The organism is Flagellimonas alginilytica (genome assembly GCF_042134605.1).
Taxonomy (GTDB): Bacteria; Bacteroidota; Bacteroidia; order Flavobacteriales; family Flavobacteriaceae; genus Flagellimonas; species Flagellimonas alginolytica.
In genome coordinates, this window is record NZ_CP169638.1 from 1,424,987 (window position 1) to 1,443,297 (window position 18,311).

Sequence of the window (18,311 nt, forward strand, 5' to 3'; positions counted from 1 at the left end):
CTATGGTTTTTTGATTGATAATTTTCGACTATTCGTTCCTTAGGCTATCCACGGGGTTGATCTTTGCCGTTTTATAGGTTCTGGCGCTGATCACCGCAATGGCCACCAATACCATTCCTAAGCCACCGGACATAAATACCCACCAGCTCATATTGGTTTTATAGGCAAAGTCCTGAATCCATTCTTGTATCAGGTACCACGAAATGGGCACAGAGATCGCAAAAGCAATTCCTACCAAAATCAAAAATTCCTTACAAAGCAATAGGTTCAATTGTGCAACATTGGCCCCCAACACTTTGCGAACCCCGATTTCCTTTACCCTGCGCTCCGTGGTATATACAACCAATCCCAAAAGTCCCATACAACTGATCAATATGGCCAATCCCGTAGCCCATTTTAGTAATTGAACCGTGCTTCTTTCGGTACGATAAAAATTCTTGACTATCTCATCCATAAACTGAAGACGCATTTCCTCTTCCGGATAAACTGTGGACCAAGCTTCCTCGATTTGTTTGATTGCAACGTCCCATTGTTCAGGATCTGGGCCCAGATCAAAATGCACACTATGGAAGGGCGAATAGTTGTCCCCGCCCCAATCCCCGGTCATTGCCATTGGGTTTATTCCTGATTTTAAAGAGCGTTGGTTAAAATCCTGCATAAGTCCTACTATCTGAATGTTCGTAGTGTCCAGTTTTAAAAATTCACCGACCACGTCCTCGGGGTTTTCAAACCCCATTTCCTTGGCAAAAGCTTCGTTTACGACATACTCCTGTATACTGTCGTTCAAACGATCACGACCAGATATGATGGGAATATTGTAGGTATCCAAATAATTTGCATCGCCCCACAGTATTTGAGTGGATTGATGCTTCTCAAGATCATCCTTAAAGTAATCGAGCACGGTGGACGTATAACTGTTCGAAGCCGGAGGGTCTCCTCCCAAACTAACTGAGGATAGTTGTTTGATTTCTTTTACTTGACTAAAAAAACGCTCTTTTTTAATCGCTGATCGATCGTTCCGTGGAACGGTAACAAATGCTACGGCATCGGTTTTAATGCCCATGTCGGTGTTCATTACATAATGCAGTTGTTTGGCCACCAAAAGGGTCCCAATGATAAAAACCTGTGCGACCACAAATTGAAAAACCGTTAAGGTCTTCCGCAATCGTACACCTTGATCTCCTTTGGAAAATTGACCTTTTAAAACAAATGCCGGTCGAAACCCGGATAGCACAAAAGCAGGATAAAACCCGGACAATATGGCTACCAGGACAACTAGACCAATAATTCCAAGTATCCCAACAAAGGAATAAAGCACGGAGAGTGAAATATCTCCAGGCAAAAAATCTGAGAATTGCCGGAGGAGAAAAGGTGCCAGTACCAGAGATAACGCTGCCGCTATACTGGTTAAAATGAATGATTCAAACAAAAACTGCCGAATCACCTGCTTTTTGGAGCTGCCCAGTGTTTTGCGTATTCCTATTTCTTTTGCCCTTGTGAGTGCTTGTGCCGAATTAAGGTTAATAAAATTGGCACATCCCAACAATAAAAGGAACAAAGCCACAAACCCTAAACTCTTTAGCACTTTTATACTCGCAACGTGTTCCGAATTATTGAAAGGATACTCAGCGTATTCCCCGCCAAAATGTATTTCGGAAAGGGGTTGCATAAGAAAAGTGCGTGTTTCGTTCTCGGCCCAAGGCGCTTTATTTTTATGCTCTTTGGCCAATGCATCCAAACGGGATCGTATGGCTACTATACTTGCCTTGTCCTTTATCTTAAAAAATAATTGGTTTCCTGAACTGGTACTGTTCCATTCATTATTTGTTTCTATATCGGGCAGGCCAAACATTTTGGCCGATGCCATGGACATAAACTCACTAAACCTTAAATCGCTGTTCTGGGTAAAATTGGCTACCACGCCCGTTACTTTTACCGGAATGGAATCGTTATACATCAACGTTTTACCTACAACAGTCCCTACTTCCGTATGCGGGAAGTATTTTTCTGCTGTTTTTCTTGTGAGTACCACTTGGGCAGCTTCGGCAAGTGCCGACTCCTTGTCTCCAGCAATCCAATCGTAGGTAAACAACTGAAAGTAGGTATTATCCGCTAAAATGGAGTTTTGAATGTTCTTAAATGTGAGGTCCAAGTTCTTGTTTTCAACTTTTGAAAAACTTGCATTTCTAAAGTGAGTGGCCAATTCCACCCCAGATACTCCTTCTTGAAAAGTACGGGCCAACGGTAGGGCGACCCCTCGATTGGAAAACGTATTTCCGTGGGATTCCCACTCCGTCGTTAACCGGTAAATTCTGTCCTTATCTTTATGAAAGGTATCGAACGTAAAATCGTAATGGACAATTGAACCGATCACCATCGTAGCACAAATACCTATGGAAAGCCCCAGTACATTGATCAAGGAAAAGAGCTTGTTCTTTAATATACTCCGCAAAGCGATTTTAAGATAGTTTACGATCATTTTACTTTTTTAATTTGTTTCCTTTATTCTGCCCTTAGGCTCTTCACCGGATTCACAATGGCTGCCTTTATACTTTGGTAGCTCACGGTTACAAGTGCAACGCCGACAGCCAACAATGCGGACAGGGCAAAAATCCACCATGGAATATCGATTCGGTACGAGAAATCCTGTAGCCAACGGTCCATGGCATACCAGCCCAATGGCAAGGCTATGACCACCGCAAGTCCCACCAGTTTTAAAAAGTCCGAGGACAAACGGTAAACTATCTGTCCCACGCCTGCTCCCAGTACTTTTCTTACACCGATTTCCTTTACGCGTTTTTGAGCATTGAATGTAGCTAGGCCCAAAAGTCCAAGACAGGCAATAATAATGGACAATATGGTGAAGATCATAAAAATCCTTCCCAGTCTCTGTTCCGCATCGTAGCTGGTGTTAAAAGAATCGTCCATAAAATAGCTGTCGAATGGCTGGGTAGGCGCCATATTCCTCCAAATATTCTCAATTTCGGTAAGAGTTCGGGACACATCGCCTCCATTTAGCTTTATGGCCAAGTTGCTGGCAAATTCCGCTCCATTGAACAGAGCAAGAGCCCCTACTTCTTCTCTTAATGTCTCAAAATGAAAGTCTTTTACCACTCCAATTACGGTTGATAAGGTCCCCTCTTCCAAATTATTTACAAATTGGGTTCCGATAACGGTTTCCGGTGTTTTTCCGAGTATGGAGACCGCTTTCTCGTTCACAATTATGGCCAATGAGTCTGTGGCGAATTTATCGAGATCGAAAGTTCGTCCGGAAACCAAGGAAAGTCCAATAGTAATCAAATAATCATCGTCCACGGCCCATTGTTGCATGTTGATGGATTTTTTCTGGCTGCGGTCTTCTGCCAACAAATAAGTGCCGCTGCTGCGGGCCGAAGGTGTGGGCAAAAAGCTGCTCAATGTGGCATTGTCTACTTGACTAAGTCGTAATACGGCATCTTTAAATGCTTGTTTTCTTCCTTCGAGTGCGTTTACTCCACCTATGATCAACACTTGGTTCTTTCCATACCCCAGATCTTTGCCCTGGATAAATCTGAGTTGTTGAAATACGGTGAGTGTGCCCATGATCAAAAACACCGATATACTAAATTGCAGTATGACCAGGGCATTCCTTACCCTTCCACCGCCGATGGCGTTGTCCCCTTGCCCCTTAAGTACTTTTGCCGCTACAAAACGTGACATAAAAAAGGCAGGATAACTTCCGGAAAACAGACCAAGAACCAATGCGGCAATAATCAAAATCAGCCAAAAAATTGGATTGGAAAAAGGAACGGACAATTCTTTTCCTGAAAGCTCATTATAAAAAGGAATGGCAATATAGGCCACGATTATGGCAAATATCAGGGCCCCCATGGCAATAAGTCCAGACTCCGTTAAAAACTGACCTATCAATCCGCTGCGCTGGGACCCCAATGTTTTTCTAATTCCTACTTCTTTTGCTCGTTTTAGGGAATGCGCCGTGGAAAGGTTCATAAAGTTAACACTGGCCAATACCAGTAAAATAAGAGCAATGGCTCCTAGAATATACACGTTTTTGATATCGCTCACGGCACTGAACTCCGGGTTTCTTCCAGAATGTAAGTGAATGTCGGTCAAAGGAATGGTGGAATAGTTCACATAATTGCCTGAATCCAGAAATTGCTGTTCCGTAATTCCCGGAAAAAACCGCTGTGCGTAGGGAATCAAATATCTTCCCACCATGGCCTGTAACTCATTTTGTATGTCGGTTCCAGTGGTGCCGGGCACCAATTTTATGAAGGTAAAATAATTATGGTTGCCCCATTCGGCCAACTGGGCATCCTCATATCCGGACATGGCCAAGAAAAGAGGTTTGTCCTTAAAAATTGAGTTCTTCGGCAAGTCTTCCAGTACACCCGTTACGGTGTACAAATCTTGATCATTGATCACAAGTGTTTTTCCTACGGCCCGATCTATGGGAAAGTGTTTTTCGGCAGCAGTTCTTGTAATCACCATTGTATTGGGCTCTGTCAATGCGGTTCGCTTATCACCATACAGCAATTCAATGCCGAACATATCGAAAAACGTAGAGTCGGCATAGGATACTTGGGGCTCCCGAACATTGTCTTTAGCGTTTTGGGAACGAATAAAAACACCTCCTATATTTCGAAACCTTGTGGCCATCTCCACTTGGGGTATGTCGTTTACCATCGCTCCTGCCATGGGTGCCGATACCTCGGCATTTTCTTCCGCTGCACCGCCGAACTTCATATCCGTATTGATGCGATAGATGCGTTCCGCGTCCGTGAACATTTTATCATGGCTCAGGTCATCATAAATGTAAAGGCCGAGCAAAAGCCCACCAGCCATTCCTATTGCTAATCCGAAAACATTGAGAAAGGTGAAGAATGGCTGCTTTTTAAGGCTTCTCCAGGCTATTTTTAGATTGTTCCTAAACATGGTGTTCGTTTTTGATTGATGTAGTTATTACTCCTACAGAATTGATGTTATTCTGTTCGTAAACTTCGGGCCGGGTTGGATTTTGCCGCCTTGATCGCCTGAAAACTAACCGTGATTATGGTTACGGCCATGGCCCCGATCATGGCCAGGACAAAAATCCACCATTTCAATATCACACGGTAGGGATACTCTTGTAACCACCCGTTCATTACATAATAGGCAATTGGCACTGCAATAAAGCAGGAAATGATCACGAGCTTTAAAAAGTCCTTGGACAACATGTTCCACACATTAAATACAGATGCTCCCAGCACTTTTCTTACCCCAATCTCCTTGGTTCGCTGTTCCGCCACAAAAGAGGTTAGACCGAACAGTCCCAAACAACTGATCAAAATGGCCAGAGCGGTAAAAATGCCCGAAAGTCGACCAATGCGTTCCTCCGCTGCAAATTTTTCGCCATATTCCTCATCAACAAAATCATAATGAAAAGGGATATTTGGGAAGTGTTCTTTAAAAACCCTTTCGATTATCGCAATATTTTGACTGGCACTTTGGTTGGGGTTCAATCTCATATTATAATATGAGCCATTTCCGTGCCTGTCGAATACATACATACCTTGTTTTACTGGTTCGTATGGGGATTGGGCAATCATGTCCTGAACCACTCCAATGATCTTCATGGGTTCAAATGGGTCTTCGGTGTCGGAGTCCGTAATAAACTTGCCTACCGGGTCCTGGAGTCCCATATATTTTACGGCAGTTTCATTTATGAGCACGGCTGTGGAATCGGAAGCAAAATCTCTTGAGAAATCACGCCCTGCCACAATTTTTAAATTCAGGCTTTTTGCATACTCGGGAGATACCTCGGTCCATGCAAGATCTTCTTGAAATCCTTCTGGTTTTCCTTCCCATTTGAATCCGCTCCGATTGGACCAAATATTGGTTGTGGGTGCACTTGAAGTGGACATTTCTGTCACTGCTCCAGAGTTTGTGAACGCTTCTCGCATCAATTCAAACTTTCCCGTAAAATCTTCGCTCATGGTAGGCACTTGAATCAATCCTTCCTTATCGTAACCAATAGGTCGGTTTTTGGCATGATTGATTTGTTGCATTACGATTACTGTTCCGATAATAAAGGCCACGGAAACCGTAAACTGCACTACGACTAAGATTTTTCTTGGCAAGCCTGAATGTTTGCCCGCCTTAAAGGTGCCCTTTAGAACATCTACGGGTCTGAACGAGGAAAGGTAAAGTGCCGGGTAACTGCCGGCCAGAAGCGCTGTGAACAAAATAAATGCCAAGGAGGCGCCCCAAAATCCCAATGATAGCCAAGGAAACTCAATCTTTTTTCTGGCCAAATCATTAAATCCGTTTAGAGATAGCACAACAATCACAATAGCGATAAAAAAAGCAAAAAGCACAACTAAAAAGGACTCGCCCAAAAATTGATTGATCAACTGGCCCCGCTGTGACCCTATTGATTTTCTGATGCCTACTTCCTTCGCTCTTTTCTCGGATCGTGCGGTACTAAGGTTCATAAAATTGATACATGCCAACAAAAGGACAAAAACACCGATTATCCCGAACAACCATACATATTTTATTCTGCCACCGACCTGCTTTCCGTTCTCGAACCGAGATCGTAAGTGCCAGTCTTCCATTGGCAACAAAAACAATTGAGGATTAAATTCAACGGTGTCCTCGTTCAGGTTTTTCTTAACATTCCGAATCTTTTCCGTTACGGTTTCCATCGTTGTATTATCGGCTATCTGAACAAACATTTGAAACGAGTTGTTCCCCCATTGGTCCTCGGCATTTTTTATCCATTCGTTGATGGATACGTATTTATCCCAAGGCATTAAAAAATGAGTGTCGTTAAAGGATGTATTGAAAGGAATATCCTCGTAAACCGCTGTTACCATCATGTCGTATTGACTGTTTACCTCTATAGTTTTGCCAATAGGGTCTTCATTTCCAAAAAGTGCTTCTGCAGTAGATTCGGATAGCATAATGGAATTAATTTCCCGAATTCCGTCCATTTCGCCCTTTAAAATGTTTAGGTCCAACATTTCGGGCGCTTCCCTTTGTGTAAAGTTTCCTTCTCTGGAAATACTGGTTTCTTTATACTTTAGATACTGGGGCGTGGTCCATGAAGACATCACCATATGCTTAAAATTATCCATATAACTTTCCCGAAATGCCGTTTCCAAAGGGCGTGGTATCGCAGGGCCTGTTCCGGTTTCACCGTTAAAGGTCTGTGATTGGAACACCTGGGCTATCCGGTTTTTATTGGAAAAGTAGCTGTTGTGCGAAAGCTCGTCCATGATCCACAACCCTATGATCAGGGCTACGGCCATGCCAAGGGCCAGACCTCCTACATTGATTATGGTATATCCCTTGTTCTTGGTAAGGTTCCTCCAGGCAATTTTTAGATAATTCTTAAACATGATCGATGGTTTTTTGATTGATTTATTCTGAACGTAAACTTTTTACCGGGTTGACCCTGGCTGCTTGAATTGCCTGAAAACTTATGGTCACCAAGGCAATGATTATGGCAATGGCCCCTGCTATGGCAAATGCCCAAGCATTTATGGAAATACGATAGGAATAGCCCTCCAGCCAATTCTGCATTAAGAACCAGGCCACTGGAACGGCAATGATTATGGCCATGAGGACCAATCGCATAAAATCTTTGGACAGTAGGCCAACAATTCCGGTTACACTAGACCCCAACACCTTACGTACACCAATTTCCTTTCTACGTTGGTCTGCGGTAAAGGCCGACAGCCCGAACAATCCCAAACAGGAGATGAATATGGCCAGCAATGCAAAAATTTGCGAAAGGCTTCCTATTAATTTTTCGCTCTTAAATTTGGCATCGTAAGCATCATCCACAAATTCGTATTCAAAAGGAAAAGCTGGGTTGAACTTTTTCAATGATGCCTCCATAGTTGCCAAAGCCGTTGCCGTTGCTATACCGGATTTGGCCTTCACATACATAAAACGGGCTTCGCTCGGGTCGTTAAAAAATATAACGGGGTCACTGGTTCCGTACATATCGTCGTATAAATAATCTTTCACCACCCCGATTACAGGATAGTCCTCTTCCACGGTTTTACCAATGGCACTTCCACTCCCCATCAATTTTGCAAAAGATTCGGTCACGATGATATTGGTACTGTCCTGAGCGGGATTTTTACTAAACCCTCTTCCTTCAATAATTTCCATTCCTGCGGTATTGAAAAAATCGGATGTGATATTCCTCACCGAAACCAGGACATTTTCGGTATCTACGCCCCCCTGCCATTTGAGCCCCGATGTATTGTTGCCCCCGGAAAGGATGTCGGAATTGTTCAGCCCGATGCTTTCTATATTGCCCGATGCCTTCATTTCCTCTTCAATAGGAACAAAATTTTTGATCATATCCCCGGTCACTGGTATTTTGACCAGGTTTTCCTTATCATAACCCAAATCGCGTGCTTTTACATGCTGTATCTGTTGGTAAACGATAATGGTACTGATAATGAACACAATGGAAACTACAAATTGGGCGGCGACCAATCCTTTTCTAATGAATGCTGCGCTCCCTTTTGTTATTCGTGTCCCTTTTAGCACCTCCACCGGCATAAAAGAGGACAAATAAAAGGCTGGGTACCACCCTGCAACAATACCACATACCAATGTAATGCCGGCCAGAGTAAGTAAATGGACAGGGTCCAAAAGCCGTAGCTCCAATTGCTTATCGATAAGTATATTAAATTGCGGCACCAGTAATTTTAACAACAGTATGCTCACAAAAGTGGAGATGGTTGCGGTTATTATGGCTTCTGCCATGAATTGTGAGATCAACCCCTTTCTTCCGGACCCCAATACTTTTCGCACTCCAACCTCGTTGGCCCGCTTTTCGCTACGGGCAGTTGCCAAGTTCATGAAGTTGATACAGGCGATCAACAATATAATGATCGCGATAAGGCTGAAAAGCCGAACGTAGGTAATTTGACCTCCTACGTTTTTTCCTCCTTCAAAAGTGGACCTTAAATGCCAATCTTTCATTGAGAACAAAAAGGCAACGGTTTCATCATCTTCTGTCTTTTCGGGAAGTATTTGCTTCACTTTCTGATTGACAACATCAAAATTTGCTTCGGGAGATAGTTCCACAAAAGTGTCAGAAAAATTAGCTCCATATTCCTTCATCCAATCCTTCCCTTTGGCAAAACGTTCAAAAGGAGCTACCCAATCAAAACCATAGGTCACGTTTTTGGGCAAATCTTCATATACCCCCGAAATCGTATAATTGGTATCGTTATTTATTTTAACCACTTTACCAATGGCAGAAGCATTTCCCCCAAATAATTGCTTTGCAGTTTCTTGTGAAATGATGATGGCATCCACCTCATTGAAAGCGGTTTCCAGGTTGCCTTCAACAAAATTTAAGCTGAACATGCTCAAAAAATCAGGATCTGCAAATCGTCCGTATTTATTGACCGATATTTCATTTACCCTAAATAAAAGATCTTCGCCTTTTGTTCTAGCAGCACCAATAATACCGGGTACTTCCTGTTTCAAAACTTCGGCCAACGGACCGGGAGTGGCCTCAAAAAAGGTTCTCCACTCGCCATCGTACTGCTGATTGGTGGGTATATAATACACCACATCCTGTTTCGCAAAATTCTTATCGTACCCTACCTCATCCTCTACCCAGAGCAAGATCATGGCGGCACATGTAATACCGATAGTCAGTCCAAAAATATTCAGCATGCTATAGCCTTTATTTTTCCAGAGGTTTCGCCATGCGATTTTTAGGTTGTTCTTGAACATGATTATGGTTTTGATTTATTTGATTGTTTTTTTGATTGACCCTTTGCTTCGACTACCTGGCTGCGGCAGTCTGGCGCTCGACATAAACTCGATCAGGGCAGGTGAATAAACTCCTATACCATACTTTTCATAGGTTTGTTTTGGCTCTCGGTCACAATTTGACCGTCAAATAGGTTAATGACCCTATGCGCATAGTGTGAGTCGCGATCGGAGTGAGTTACCATTACAATAGTGGTCCCTTCTTGGTTGAGTTCGGTCAACAGGTTCATTACCTCTATTCCGTTTTTGGAATCCAAGTTACCGGTCGGCTCATCCGCCAATATCAATTTTGGATTGGTTACTACTGCTCTTGCTATGGCCACCCTTTGTTGTTGCCCTCCGGATAGCTGTTGTGGAAAATGTTTTTCCCGATGTGCGATCTTCATCCGTTCCAAAACTTTCAACACCTTTTCCTTGCGTTCAGCTTTGTTCATCTTAAGGTAGATCAAGGGTAGTTCTACATTCTCAAAAACCGTTAGCTCATCGATCAGGTTAAAGCTCTGGAAAACAAATCCGAGATTTCCTTTTCTAAGTTGGGTACGCTGGCTTTCTTTTAGGCCGCCGACTTCGTGTCCGGCAAAATTGTAACTTCCCTCGGATGGATTGTCCAGCATGCCGATAATATTCAACAGGGTTGATTTACCACATCCAGAAGGGCCCATGATTGCGACGAATTCACCTTCTTCCACTTTTAGATTTACGCCGTTAAGCGCCAAGGTTTCCACTTCTTCCGTTCGAAAACTCTTTTTTAGGTTTGTTATCTGTATCATTTTTGATGGTTGTTTTTTTCGATTTATTGTAAAGACTGTTCGTTTTTGATGATTGTTACATAGGCTTGGATCATTTCAATACGATCCGCTCGGCATCGCCAAAACTATCGTAGTTGCTGGTAATGACCTGTTCTCCTGGCTGAAGCCCTTCCAAGACCTCATAATATCTTGAGTTTTGTTTTCCCAATCTTATGTTTCGCCTAATGGCTTCGTTCCCGTTTGGGTCTACAACAAAAACCCATTGTCCTCCGGTGCTTTGGAAAAATCCTCCTTTCGGCAATAAAAGCGCATCGTTGGACTCCCCTAGTTGTAATCTGATATTGTAGCTCTGTCCGGCACGGATGGTTTCTGGCTTGTCATCCACAAAGACCAGATCCACCCGGAACCTTCCGTTTCTCACCTCAGGGTACACTTTTCGCAATCGCAATTTGTATTCGTTCCCATTACGCTCCAAAGTGGCCGAAAGATCTCTTTTTACGCGATCTATATAATGTTCGTCTATATCCGCTTCAATTTTAAAATCGGTAAGTACATTAATCTGCCCTATGCGTTGTCCCTGTGAAATATTTTGCCCTATTTCAGCATCCAAAAAACCCAATTGTCCGTCGGCGGGGGCGCGAACATTTAGGTGGTCCAAGCGATCATAGACCATGGAAAGTGTTTTTTGCATCCTTGCGAGGTCGGCATCCAATCCAGTTAATGATGTTTTGCGCAATTCATCGTCCTGCTCTGTTTGGAGCTTAACAATATCGTATTGTTTTTTGGCCAGTTCGTAGTTTTCTTTGGACAGTAGGTAGGTTTCCTTGGATATTAGTTCGTCTTTGAACAATTCTTGGTTCTGCTCGTAGTTACGTTTTAAGCGTTGGAGATCGTACTCTGCTGTGGCCAAGGACCTTCTACCTTCTACCTGTCTGGAATCAAAAGTGAGCTTGGTAGATCGTAGATCGTTCTGTTTTAGGGCCAAGTTACTTTCACTGGCCAAAATTTGTTCGTACAGGGCCATGTTTTCCAGTCTTAGGATAATGTCCCCTTTTTTTACCATGGAGCCTTCCTCTATCAGTTTTTCGGAAACCCGTCCGCCTTCGTAGGCATCCATATAAATAGTAGCTATCGGCGCCACATTGCCATTAATGGTAATGTAGTCGTCAAACTTGCCATCGGTAACCGTGGAAAGTGATAAACGTTCTTTTTCGGTTCTAAAAGTGGACATGGAACTGGCAAATACCAATTTATAACCAACAAACAATAGTAATATCCCCAAAGCGATGTAGCCGTAGTGTTTGAGTTTAAGTCCTTTCTTTTTTTCTAATTGTATATCCATGGTATGTTTTAGTTGATATTGAAAATGGGCAGCCCGTTATAAAAATCTATGGTACTTTGATTTACTTTAAGTCTTAGGCCTACTTGCAGGTTCTGGTTCTGTGCAACTCCGTACAGATTTTTTGCCTGAAAAAGTTCCAATGCGTTGATCAGTCCTTTTTCGTAACGTTTTTGTGCAATGTCAAACGCAATTTTTTGAGATTCCACTTGTTTGGCACTCTGTTCGTACTCGGCAATTAGGGCCCTGTTGTCCTGCACCAATTGTTGTAATAATTGAAATAGTTCCTGCTCTTGTATCTCTAAATTGTTCTTGGCCTGCATATAGGCTATTTTCTGTTGCTTTACCCGTGAGTGATTGGACCATCCACTACTGATCGGAATGTTCAATTGCGCTCCTACAAATTTGGACTGATTGTCCGTAAACTGTGTTTTAAATGGAATCACCTCTCCGTTCTGATCCACGTTCGTTTCGAAATAACTGGTGCCGTAACCCGCAAATAAAGATAAAGAAGGATATAAGGAACCCCTTGTGGCCTGCATTTGCTTTTTTGCGGCCGTGACCCGGTATTCCTGTGATTTTACCAACGGCACAAAATCTCTTGCTGTTTTGTACAGCGAGTCCAGGGAAATCCCCTCTTCCATGGCCGCCATTTCCTGGCCCATGGTTTCCTGCAGTTGTATATCGGACGCTCCGGTCCAGTTCATTTCTTGGATCAATACCAGTTTGGCATTGGTAAGTTGGTTCCTGTTTTGGGTCAATAACAGTTTATCCCCCAATAGATTGGATTCTGCTTCGTAAAGATCGGCGCCGGCCATTAAGCCCAATTCCACCTGCTTGGCCACCAAGTCGTAATTTCCTTGCGAAATTTCGAGCTGCTCCAGGGAATTGGCCACCAACCCTTCAAAAAACTTAATATCGTAATACGCGCTCATTACCCTAAAGGCCAACAAAAATTTTTCCTGTAATATATCTTCTTGGGTAGCCTTGTAGATAAATTTGGATGCGCGGATAGTATTCAATTTTTGAAAGCCCCGGAACAGATCCAAATTGGCGTTGAGTGAATAATTATTGCTAAAAAAATCCGTGTTCACAAAATCGTTGGTCTGTGGGTCTGCGGACCTACCATATCGAATGGTGTAGTCGGCCGAGCCGGAAACAGTAGGCAACAAATCCCTGACCGACTGTCTGTAGGATTCTTTGCTGGAATCATTATTATATGTAGTGTTCTTTACCTGTAGATTGTGTTCAATGGCATAGTCCACACATGCTTCCAAAGTCCACAACTTTTGCGAGAACGCTACCACGGATGTGATAAGAAATAATGATGTTATGTATGTTTTTAATCTCATAATGATATCCTGTGCCAAATTCAAGGCTATTCTTGTGCCAAAATAAATTATTGTTGATTACCAGACAGTTGCACCCGTAAAGTTATAATATGCTTGAATGAGGTGTAAAAATTTTGTACAAATTTTGTCCAAATATTTTACACTTGTGGCATTTGTACTCTGGCATTTACTAGTTTTAAAAAAGAATAGGAAATAGTAGTCTTATGGTCGATGCCAATATTTTAGTGGTTGATGATAACAAAAGCGTACTGAGTGCTTTGGAAATTCTTTTGCAGTTTGAGTACAAAAGCGTCCAAACGATATTCAATCCCAACCAGATCACTTCTTTTCCAAACTTGGAAAAAATAGACATTGTGCTTCTCGACATGAATTTTTCTGCCGGTGTCAACACCGGGAACGAAGGACTGTTCTGGCTCAACGAGATAAAAAAACGATCCCCGGACACCTCAGTAATAATGATGACAGCCTATGGAGCCGTGGATTTGGCGGTAAAGGCCCTGAAGCAAGGAGCGTCCGACTTTGTATTGAAGCCATGGAACAACGAACGTTTAATGACCACCGTAAAATCCGCCCATGAGCTTAGAAAGTCCAAACAAGAAATAAATAAGCTCAAGAAAAAAGAGAACCATCTAAAACAGGTCATTAACGAGGGAAGAAATTATATTATCGGCCAATCCAAAGCACTTACCACGGTGTTGAACTTAGTGGCAAAAGTGGCAAAAACGGACGTTAACGTACTGATTACCGGCGAAAACGGCACTGGAAAGGAACTAATTGCTCGTGAGCTGCACAGATTATCGACCCGAAAAGAAGAAGTTTTTATTCCGGTAGACATGGGGTCCATAGCCGAAAACTTGTTCGAAAGTGAACTTTTTGGGCATGTTAAAGGATCATTTACCGATGCCAAAGAAGATAGGGCGGGTAAATTCGAGGCCGCACACCAAGGTTCGCTTTTTTTGGATGAGATTGGTAACCTTTCCCTACAAATGCAGGCAAAACTATTGTCCTCCATCCAAAACAGAACAGTGGTAAGGGTAGGCTCGAACAAACCTATCGATGTGGATATTCGGCTTATCTGTGCCACCAATTGCAATTTGGAGCAGATGGTCGCCAATGGATTGTTCCGCGAAGATCTATTGTACCGCATCAATACCATTCATATCGAAGTCCCTCCCCTCAGAGATAGGGGTGATGATATTTTAGTGTTGGCAGACTTTTTCCTCAAAAAATTTGCCCATAAATATGATAAAGGGGGTCTAAGGATAAATCAAACTGCACAGGAAAAACTCCTGGAATATGCATGGCCAGGCAATGTTCGTGAATTACAACATACCATGGAACGAGCGGTTATCCTATCCGATGGCAATGTTTTAAAGCCTTCGGATTTTCTGTTGCACGCCAAGCCCATGCAATCTATGGACAACGAGCCTATGACCCTAAACGAGATGGAACAGCAAATGATTCTGAGGGCGCTGGAACAAAATGAAGGAAACTACAGTGCGGCCGCGGAGCAACTGGGCATCTCGAGACAAACGCTCTACAATAAACTGAAGAAAAAAGGTGACTGATGGCAAGTAGAAACTTTTATATTCAAATGATCATACGGGTGTTATTTCTCACCTTTACTGCACTTGTTCTGGCATTCTCAGTATCAAAACAATGGTATTTTACTTTAGGTATCTCTGCCGTCGCTTTGATTTTACTCGTGTTTTCCCTGATCACTTTTTTAAACCGCACCAACCGAAAAATCGCTTACTTCTTCGATGCAATAAAAAACGAGGATTTTACGCTACGATTTCCCGAGGGCGTTACCATTGAATCTTTTAAAGAGCTGAACAAAAGCCTAAACCGGGTAAATGGTTTAATACAAGAAGTACATGTACAATTACAGGTCAGGGAGCAGTACTATCAAGAAATATTGAAACAGGCCAGTATTGGTATAATGACCTATAATGACAAGGGACATATTCTATTTGCCAATCCTACCCTGGAACAACTATTGGACTACACTCCCTTAAACCACATAAAACAGCTCAAACAAGTGGACGAAAATCTATATCGGATTTTTAAAAATTTTAAGCCCTTTGAGCGCAAATTGTTTCAGTTGACCAACGAACGGGAACAAACCCAATTGGCATTAAAATCGACGCACTTGTCCTTGGATGGACAGTCTTTGCTGTTGGTAGTGGTTCAGGATATCCATAAAGAACTGGATGAAAAAGAGACCGAATCTTGGGTGCGGCTTATCCGAGTGCTTACCCATGAGATCATGAACACCATTACGCCCATTGCCTCCATATCGGACTCCATTATTAAATATTATAGTAAAGGTGGAAAAATTACACCAATGGCAGAGTTGGAGGAAAGTCAGATAAAAAATACCTTGAAAGGGCTGGAAGTGATCAAAGAACAAGGAAGCGACCTAATGGATTTTGTACAATCTTACCGTAGCCTTCTACATGTGCCCGAACCCAATAAATCGTTGGTCAAGGGCAAAGACCTCTTGGAAAAGATCAATGTGCTCATGTCTGCAAGATTATTGGATGGGGAAAGCGAGTTCAAGGTGTTTTGCAAGCCCGAAGATTTAGAATTTTATATTGATGAAAAGCAAATAGGCCAGGTCTTGATCAATTTGGTCAAAAATGCGCTTCAATCCGTAGAGTATGCCGATAATGGTAAGGTCCATGTAATGGCCGGCATAGACACCAATGGCTCCAAATATATTGAGATACTGGACAATGGCCCTGGAATTTCTCCCGAAATGATGGATGAGATCTTTGTTCCCTTTTTTACCACAAAAAGCGAGGGGACCGGTATTGGTCTAAGCCTATCCAAAAGAGTAATGCAATTGCACGGCGGAAACATACAGGTGCGGTCCATTCCCAAAAAGGAAACCGTTTTTCGACTAACTTTTGCGTAACAATATGGTGAAAGAAGAGCTTTTAAAATTCTGCAGGAACTCTGTTGAAGAAAGAGCGGCCCGGCTTAAAAAGCAAAGCGATGGACTCCAAGAATCCTTAGGTTCCGAGACCAAAAGTTCTGCAGGTGACAAGCATGAGACCGGGCGGGCAATGGTGCAACTGGAGCAGGAAAAGCTGGCCCAACAATTACAAGAACTTGAAGCTACCCGGAGCATTCTCCATAAAATTAAGATTGATGCGCCTTCTGGTAAAATCCGGTTGGGCTCCTGTGTGGAAACCAGTATGGCCCACTATTTTATTGCCATTTCTGCTGGAGTGTTCGAACAAGCAGGAGAGAAATTCTATTGTATTTCGACAAGTGCGCCCATTGCCCAATTACTTATGGGCAAGGAAAAAGGAGACACTTTTGTTTTTAATGGAAATACGCACCAAATTACCAAGGTTGGCTAAAAGATTGTTTTAGGAATCCTCCTCCACAAGTTTCATTCCCGAACTTTTTTCGCGCTTAAAAACTATCACGATAAAAAGTACTCCAATAATGATCAAAAACACAATTTCCAGAGTGGACAACAACTGGTTCATGCCAAGAGATCTCTTGGAGCGCTGTGTCAATTGTTTTCCTTCGGACAATTGCACTGCAGAAAGTTCATCAAGATTGTTGCTAATGCTGTTCAGTACGGAAATAATTTTTTCTTTGTTGCCCTGATTGTCCTCCAATCTTTTAAGGGCCGCGTAATTTTCCCTTAACTCATCCAAATGTAGGGATTCATCAATGGTCAATTCGGTATTGGCGAAATCCACTAGGATGTTCTTGATATCCGGATGCTGTGGCATTTTATCCAAATAAACCGCATTGTTCGCCAAAAACAATTCCTTTTCGTGGAAATAATTGTTAAGGGTATAAATGTATTCCTGGACCACCAAACGATCTTCAAAAACCGAATCTACTCCTTGTTCCACGGTAGAAAAGTTTCTGTTGTTCAACCGGTTGGAAGCAAGTACCAATAAAAATGCCGCCGCCAATATAAATCCCGAATTAATACGTTGTTTTATGTTACCCATTGTGGCATTTTGTTTTTAAGGTGTTCAAATTCTGGTTGTTCCGATAATACAAATTCATTTTAAAATGAAAAATCCGCCCAGCCTTGCTAACCATTTATGAGCAAACCTAATAGCTTTTAGCTGAGCGGAAAACATCACAATCAAGCAATTATAATACACTCAACTCGCCAGACTCAAGTGCATTTTTTAAATTTGCTTTTACCACTGAATGGCTATTAAAAAATCTTTTGCCATCTGTTTTTTTAAGTTTTACCTCTACCACACCATCTTTGGTCTCTTGGATTTCGGTTACAACCACCTTGTTGCCGACCACTTTTTTAAAATCCGCTATCCCTCCTTTTTTAATAATGAAGTTGGCCCTGGGAAAATCAATGTGTTTAAATTGTGGCATGTCCGGCTTGCCGATCTCAAGTACATCGCCAACCTTGATATCTTGTGGTGTTACATTCTGTGCATGAATATTTACGGATGCTACCGCCATCAAAAATGTGAAAAGTAAAATTCTCATATCTATACTATTTAAGGTTAATAATTAAATGCCCAGTTCTTTTTAGACTTCAAAACTCGAGGATAATCGATGGTTTTTTGCCACATCAACAATCCTAAAGGATTGAACATCTGAAGGAAATCCAAATTGGATATGATCATCTACTGCATGTCCTACCAAATTGGCCCCGACCATACTCACTACTGAAACGGTTTTTTTATTGATATCGCCTTGGATGGATGGAACGAGTTGAAAAGTTTTCCGTGCTCCATATGTCGATTCCACTGTTACTTGGGAGTTTAATCGAACCACATCGTCCGGCATATCCATTTCATCTTCAACCATTGCCATTCCAATTTTTTCGCTCAACCGCTCCAGTGCATCTTTATGAGAGTAGTCCTCATAATACCTATAGAAAATAAGCAATTTTTTTAAGGTAACAAAGTCCTTTTTCTCCAAAATCAGCCTTCCATATTTCATTCTCAGTACTTAGCGAACAGGACACGAATCGCATCCAATATTTGGCAGGATAGCGCAAAGTATATGCCACAGGAAAGCGTTGTTAAATATTGTTGGCTTTATGTTGCTGACTACCAATTATTTATAATA

13 protein-coding genes are annotated in these 18,311 nt (G+C 42.3%); 3 read left to right on the plus strand and 10 right to left on the minus strand.

Annotation, left to right across the window (positions count from 1 at the left end; translation table 11 throughout):
- Positions 1 to 28: 28 nt before the first annotated feature.
- The 7 genes from ABTP35_RS06305 to ABTP35_RS06335 form a co-directional block, all read right to left on the minus strand.
- On the minus strand, positions 29 to 2,479 hold the full coding sequence (locus ABTP35_RS06305; RefSeq protein WP_293298204.1) for an ABC transporter permease: 2,451 nt from the start codon (positions 2,477 to 2,479) through the stop codon (positions 29 to 31).
- 23 nt (positions 2,480 to 2,502) lie between these two features.
- A complete protein-coding gene (locus ABTP35_RS06310; protein WP_293298201.1) occupies positions 2,503 to 4,935 on the minus strand; it encodes an ABC transporter permease in 2,433 nt (810 codons plus the stop codon).
- A 47-nt stretch (positions 4,936 to 4,982) separates the two neighbouring features.
- Entirely contained in the window at positions 4,983 to 7,382 is a 2,400-nt protein-coding gene (locus ABTP35_RS06315) for an ABC transporter permease (protein WP_293298198.1), read from the minus strand.
- Between the two features lie 22 nt (positions 7,383 to 7,404).
- Positions 7,405 to 9,753 (minus strand): ABC transporter permease, encoded by a 2,349-nt coding sequence (locus tag ABTP35_RS06320; protein ID WP_293298195.1) that lies wholly within the window; start codon positions 9,751 to 9,753, stop codon positions 7,405 to 7,407.
- Between the two features lie 113 nt (positions 9,754 to 9,866).
- Positions 9,867 to 10,562, minus strand: coding sequence for an ABC transporter ATP-binding protein (locus ABTP35_RS06325; protein ID WP_224836025.1), 696 nt, complete (start codon positions 10,560 to 10,562; stop codon positions 9,867 to 9,869).
- Between the two features lie 70 nt (positions 10,563 to 10,632).
- Positions 10,633 to 11,883, minus strand: a complete 1,251-nt coding sequence (locus tag ABTP35_RS06330) for an efflux RND transporter periplasmic adaptor subunit (protein WP_224836024.1) — start codon at positions 11,881 to 11,883, stop codon at positions 10,633 to 10,635.
- An 8-nt stretch (positions 11,884 to 11,891) separates the two neighbouring features.
- On the minus strand, positions 11,892 to 13,232 hold the full coding sequence (locus tag ABTP35_RS06335) for a TolC family protein (protein WP_293298191.1): 1,341 nt from the start codon (positions 13,230 to 13,232) through the stop codon (positions 11,892 to 11,894).
- 203 nt (positions 13,233 to 13,435) lie between these two features.
- Here ABTP35_RS06335 and ABTP35_RS06340 point away from each other — a divergent pair, with 203 nt between their 5' ends.
- Genes ABTP35_RS06340 through ABTP35_RS06350 form a run of 3 tightly spaced genes read left to right on the plus strand, consistent with a single transcriptional unit; the run spans position 13,436 to position 16,603 of the window.
- Positions 13,436 to 14,800, plus strand: a complete 1,365-nt coding sequence (locus ABTP35_RS06340; RefSeq protein WP_293298188.1) for a sigma-54 dependent transcriptional regulator — start codon at positions 13,436 to 13,438, stop codon at positions 14,798 to 14,800.
- On the plus strand, positions 14,800 to 16,152 hold the full coding sequence (locus ABTP35_RS06345) for an ATP-binding protein (RefSeq protein ID WP_293298185.1): 1,353 nt from the start codon (positions 14,800 to 14,802) through the stop codon (positions 16,150 to 16,152). Before ABTP35_RS06340 ends, ABTP35_RS06345 begins: the two co-directional genes overlap by 1 nt.
- Before the next feature lie 4 nt (positions 16,153 to 16,156).
- Positions 16,157 to 16,603, plus strand: a complete 447-nt coding sequence (locus tag ABTP35_RS06350; RefSeq protein WP_293298183.1) for a 3-oxoacyl-ACP synthase — start codon at positions 16,157 to 16,159, stop codon at positions 16,601 to 16,603.
- 9 nt (positions 16,604 to 16,612) lie between these two features.
- On the opposite strand, the gene ABTP35_RS06355 is transcribed toward ABTP35_RS06350, so the two are convergent.
- From ABTP35_RS06355 to ABTP35_RS06365, 3 genes are all read right to left on the minus strand, one after another.
- Complete coding sequence (locus ABTP35_RS06355) at positions 16,613 to 17,215, minus strand: hypothetical protein (RefSeq protein WP_293298180.1); 603 nt, start codon at positions 17,213 to 17,215, stop codon at positions 16,613 to 16,615.
- A gap of 148 nt (positions 17,216 to 17,363) precedes the next feature.
- Positions 17,364 to 17,723 (minus strand): hypothetical protein, encoded by a 360-nt coding sequence (locus ABTP35_RS06360; protein WP_224836018.1) that lies wholly within the window; start codon positions 17,721 to 17,723, stop codon positions 17,364 to 17,366.
- 42 nt (positions 17,724 to 17,765) lie between these two features.
- Complete coding sequence (locus tag ABTP35_RS06365; protein WP_293298177.1) at positions 17,766 to 18,182, minus strand: GreA/GreB family elongation factor; 417 nt, start codon at positions 18,180 to 18,182, stop codon at positions 17,766 to 17,768.
- Positions 18,183 to 18,311 lie beyond the last annotated feature (129 nt).

What these genes read in the sequence shown, in the direction of transcription:
- ABTP35_RS06305 (WP_293298204.1), bottom strand. Translation starts at nt 2,479, where the DNA reads ATGATCGTAAACTATCTTAAAATCGCTTTGCGGAGTATATTAAAGAAC.
- ABTP35_RS06310 (WP_293298201.1), bottom strand. Translation starts at nt 4,935, where the DNA reads ATGTTTAGGAACAATCTAAAAATAGCCTGGAGAAGCCTTAAAAAGCAG.
- ABTP35_RS06315 (WP_293298198.1), bottom strand. Translation starts at nt 7,382, where the DNA reads ATGTTTAAGAATTATCTAAAAATTGCCTGGAGGAACCTTACCAAGAAC.
- ABTP35_RS06320 (WP_293298195.1), bottom strand. Translation starts at nt 9,753, where the DNA reads ATGTTCAAGAACAACCTAAAAATCGCATGGCGAAACCTCTGGAAAAAT.
- ABTP35_RS06325 (WP_224836025.1), bottom strand. Translation starts at nt 10,562, where the DNA reads ATGATACAGATAACAAACCTAAAAAAGAGTTTTCGAACGGAAGAAGTG.
- ABTP35_RS06330 (WP_224836024.1), bottom strand. Translation starts at nt 11,883, where the DNA reads ATGGATATACAATTAGAAAAAAAGAAAGGACTTAAACTCAAACACTAC.
- ABTP35_RS06335 (WP_293298191.1), bottom strand. Translation starts at nt 13,232, where the DNA reads ATGAGATTAAAAACATACATAACATCATTATTTCTTATCACATCCGTG.
- ABTP35_RS06340 (WP_293298188.1), top strand. Translation starts at nt 13,436, where the DNA reads ATGGTCGATGCCAATATTTTAGTGGTTGATGATAACAAAAGCGTACTG.
- ABTP35_RS06345 (WP_293298185.1), top strand. Translation starts at nt 14,800, where the DNA reads ATGGCAAGTAGAAACTTTTATATTCAAATGATCATACGGGTGTTATTT.
- ABTP35_RS06350 (WP_293298183.1), top strand. Translation starts at nt 16,157, where the DNA reads ATGGTGAAAGAAGAGCTTTTAAAATTCTGCAGGAACTCTGTTGAAGAA.
- ABTP35_RS06355 (WP_293298180.1), bottom strand. Translation starts at nt 17,215, where the DNA reads ATGGGTAACATAAAACAACGTATTAATTCGGGATTTATATTGGCGGCG.
- ABTP35_RS06360 (WP_224836018.1), bottom strand. Translation starts at nt 17,723, where the DNA reads ATGAGAATTTTACTTTTCACATTTTTGATGGCGGTAGCATCCGTAAAT.
- ABTP35_RS06365 (WP_293298177.1), bottom strand. Translation starts at nt 18,182, where the DNA reads ATGAAATATGGAAGGCTGATTTTGGAGAAAAAGGACTTTGTTACCTTA.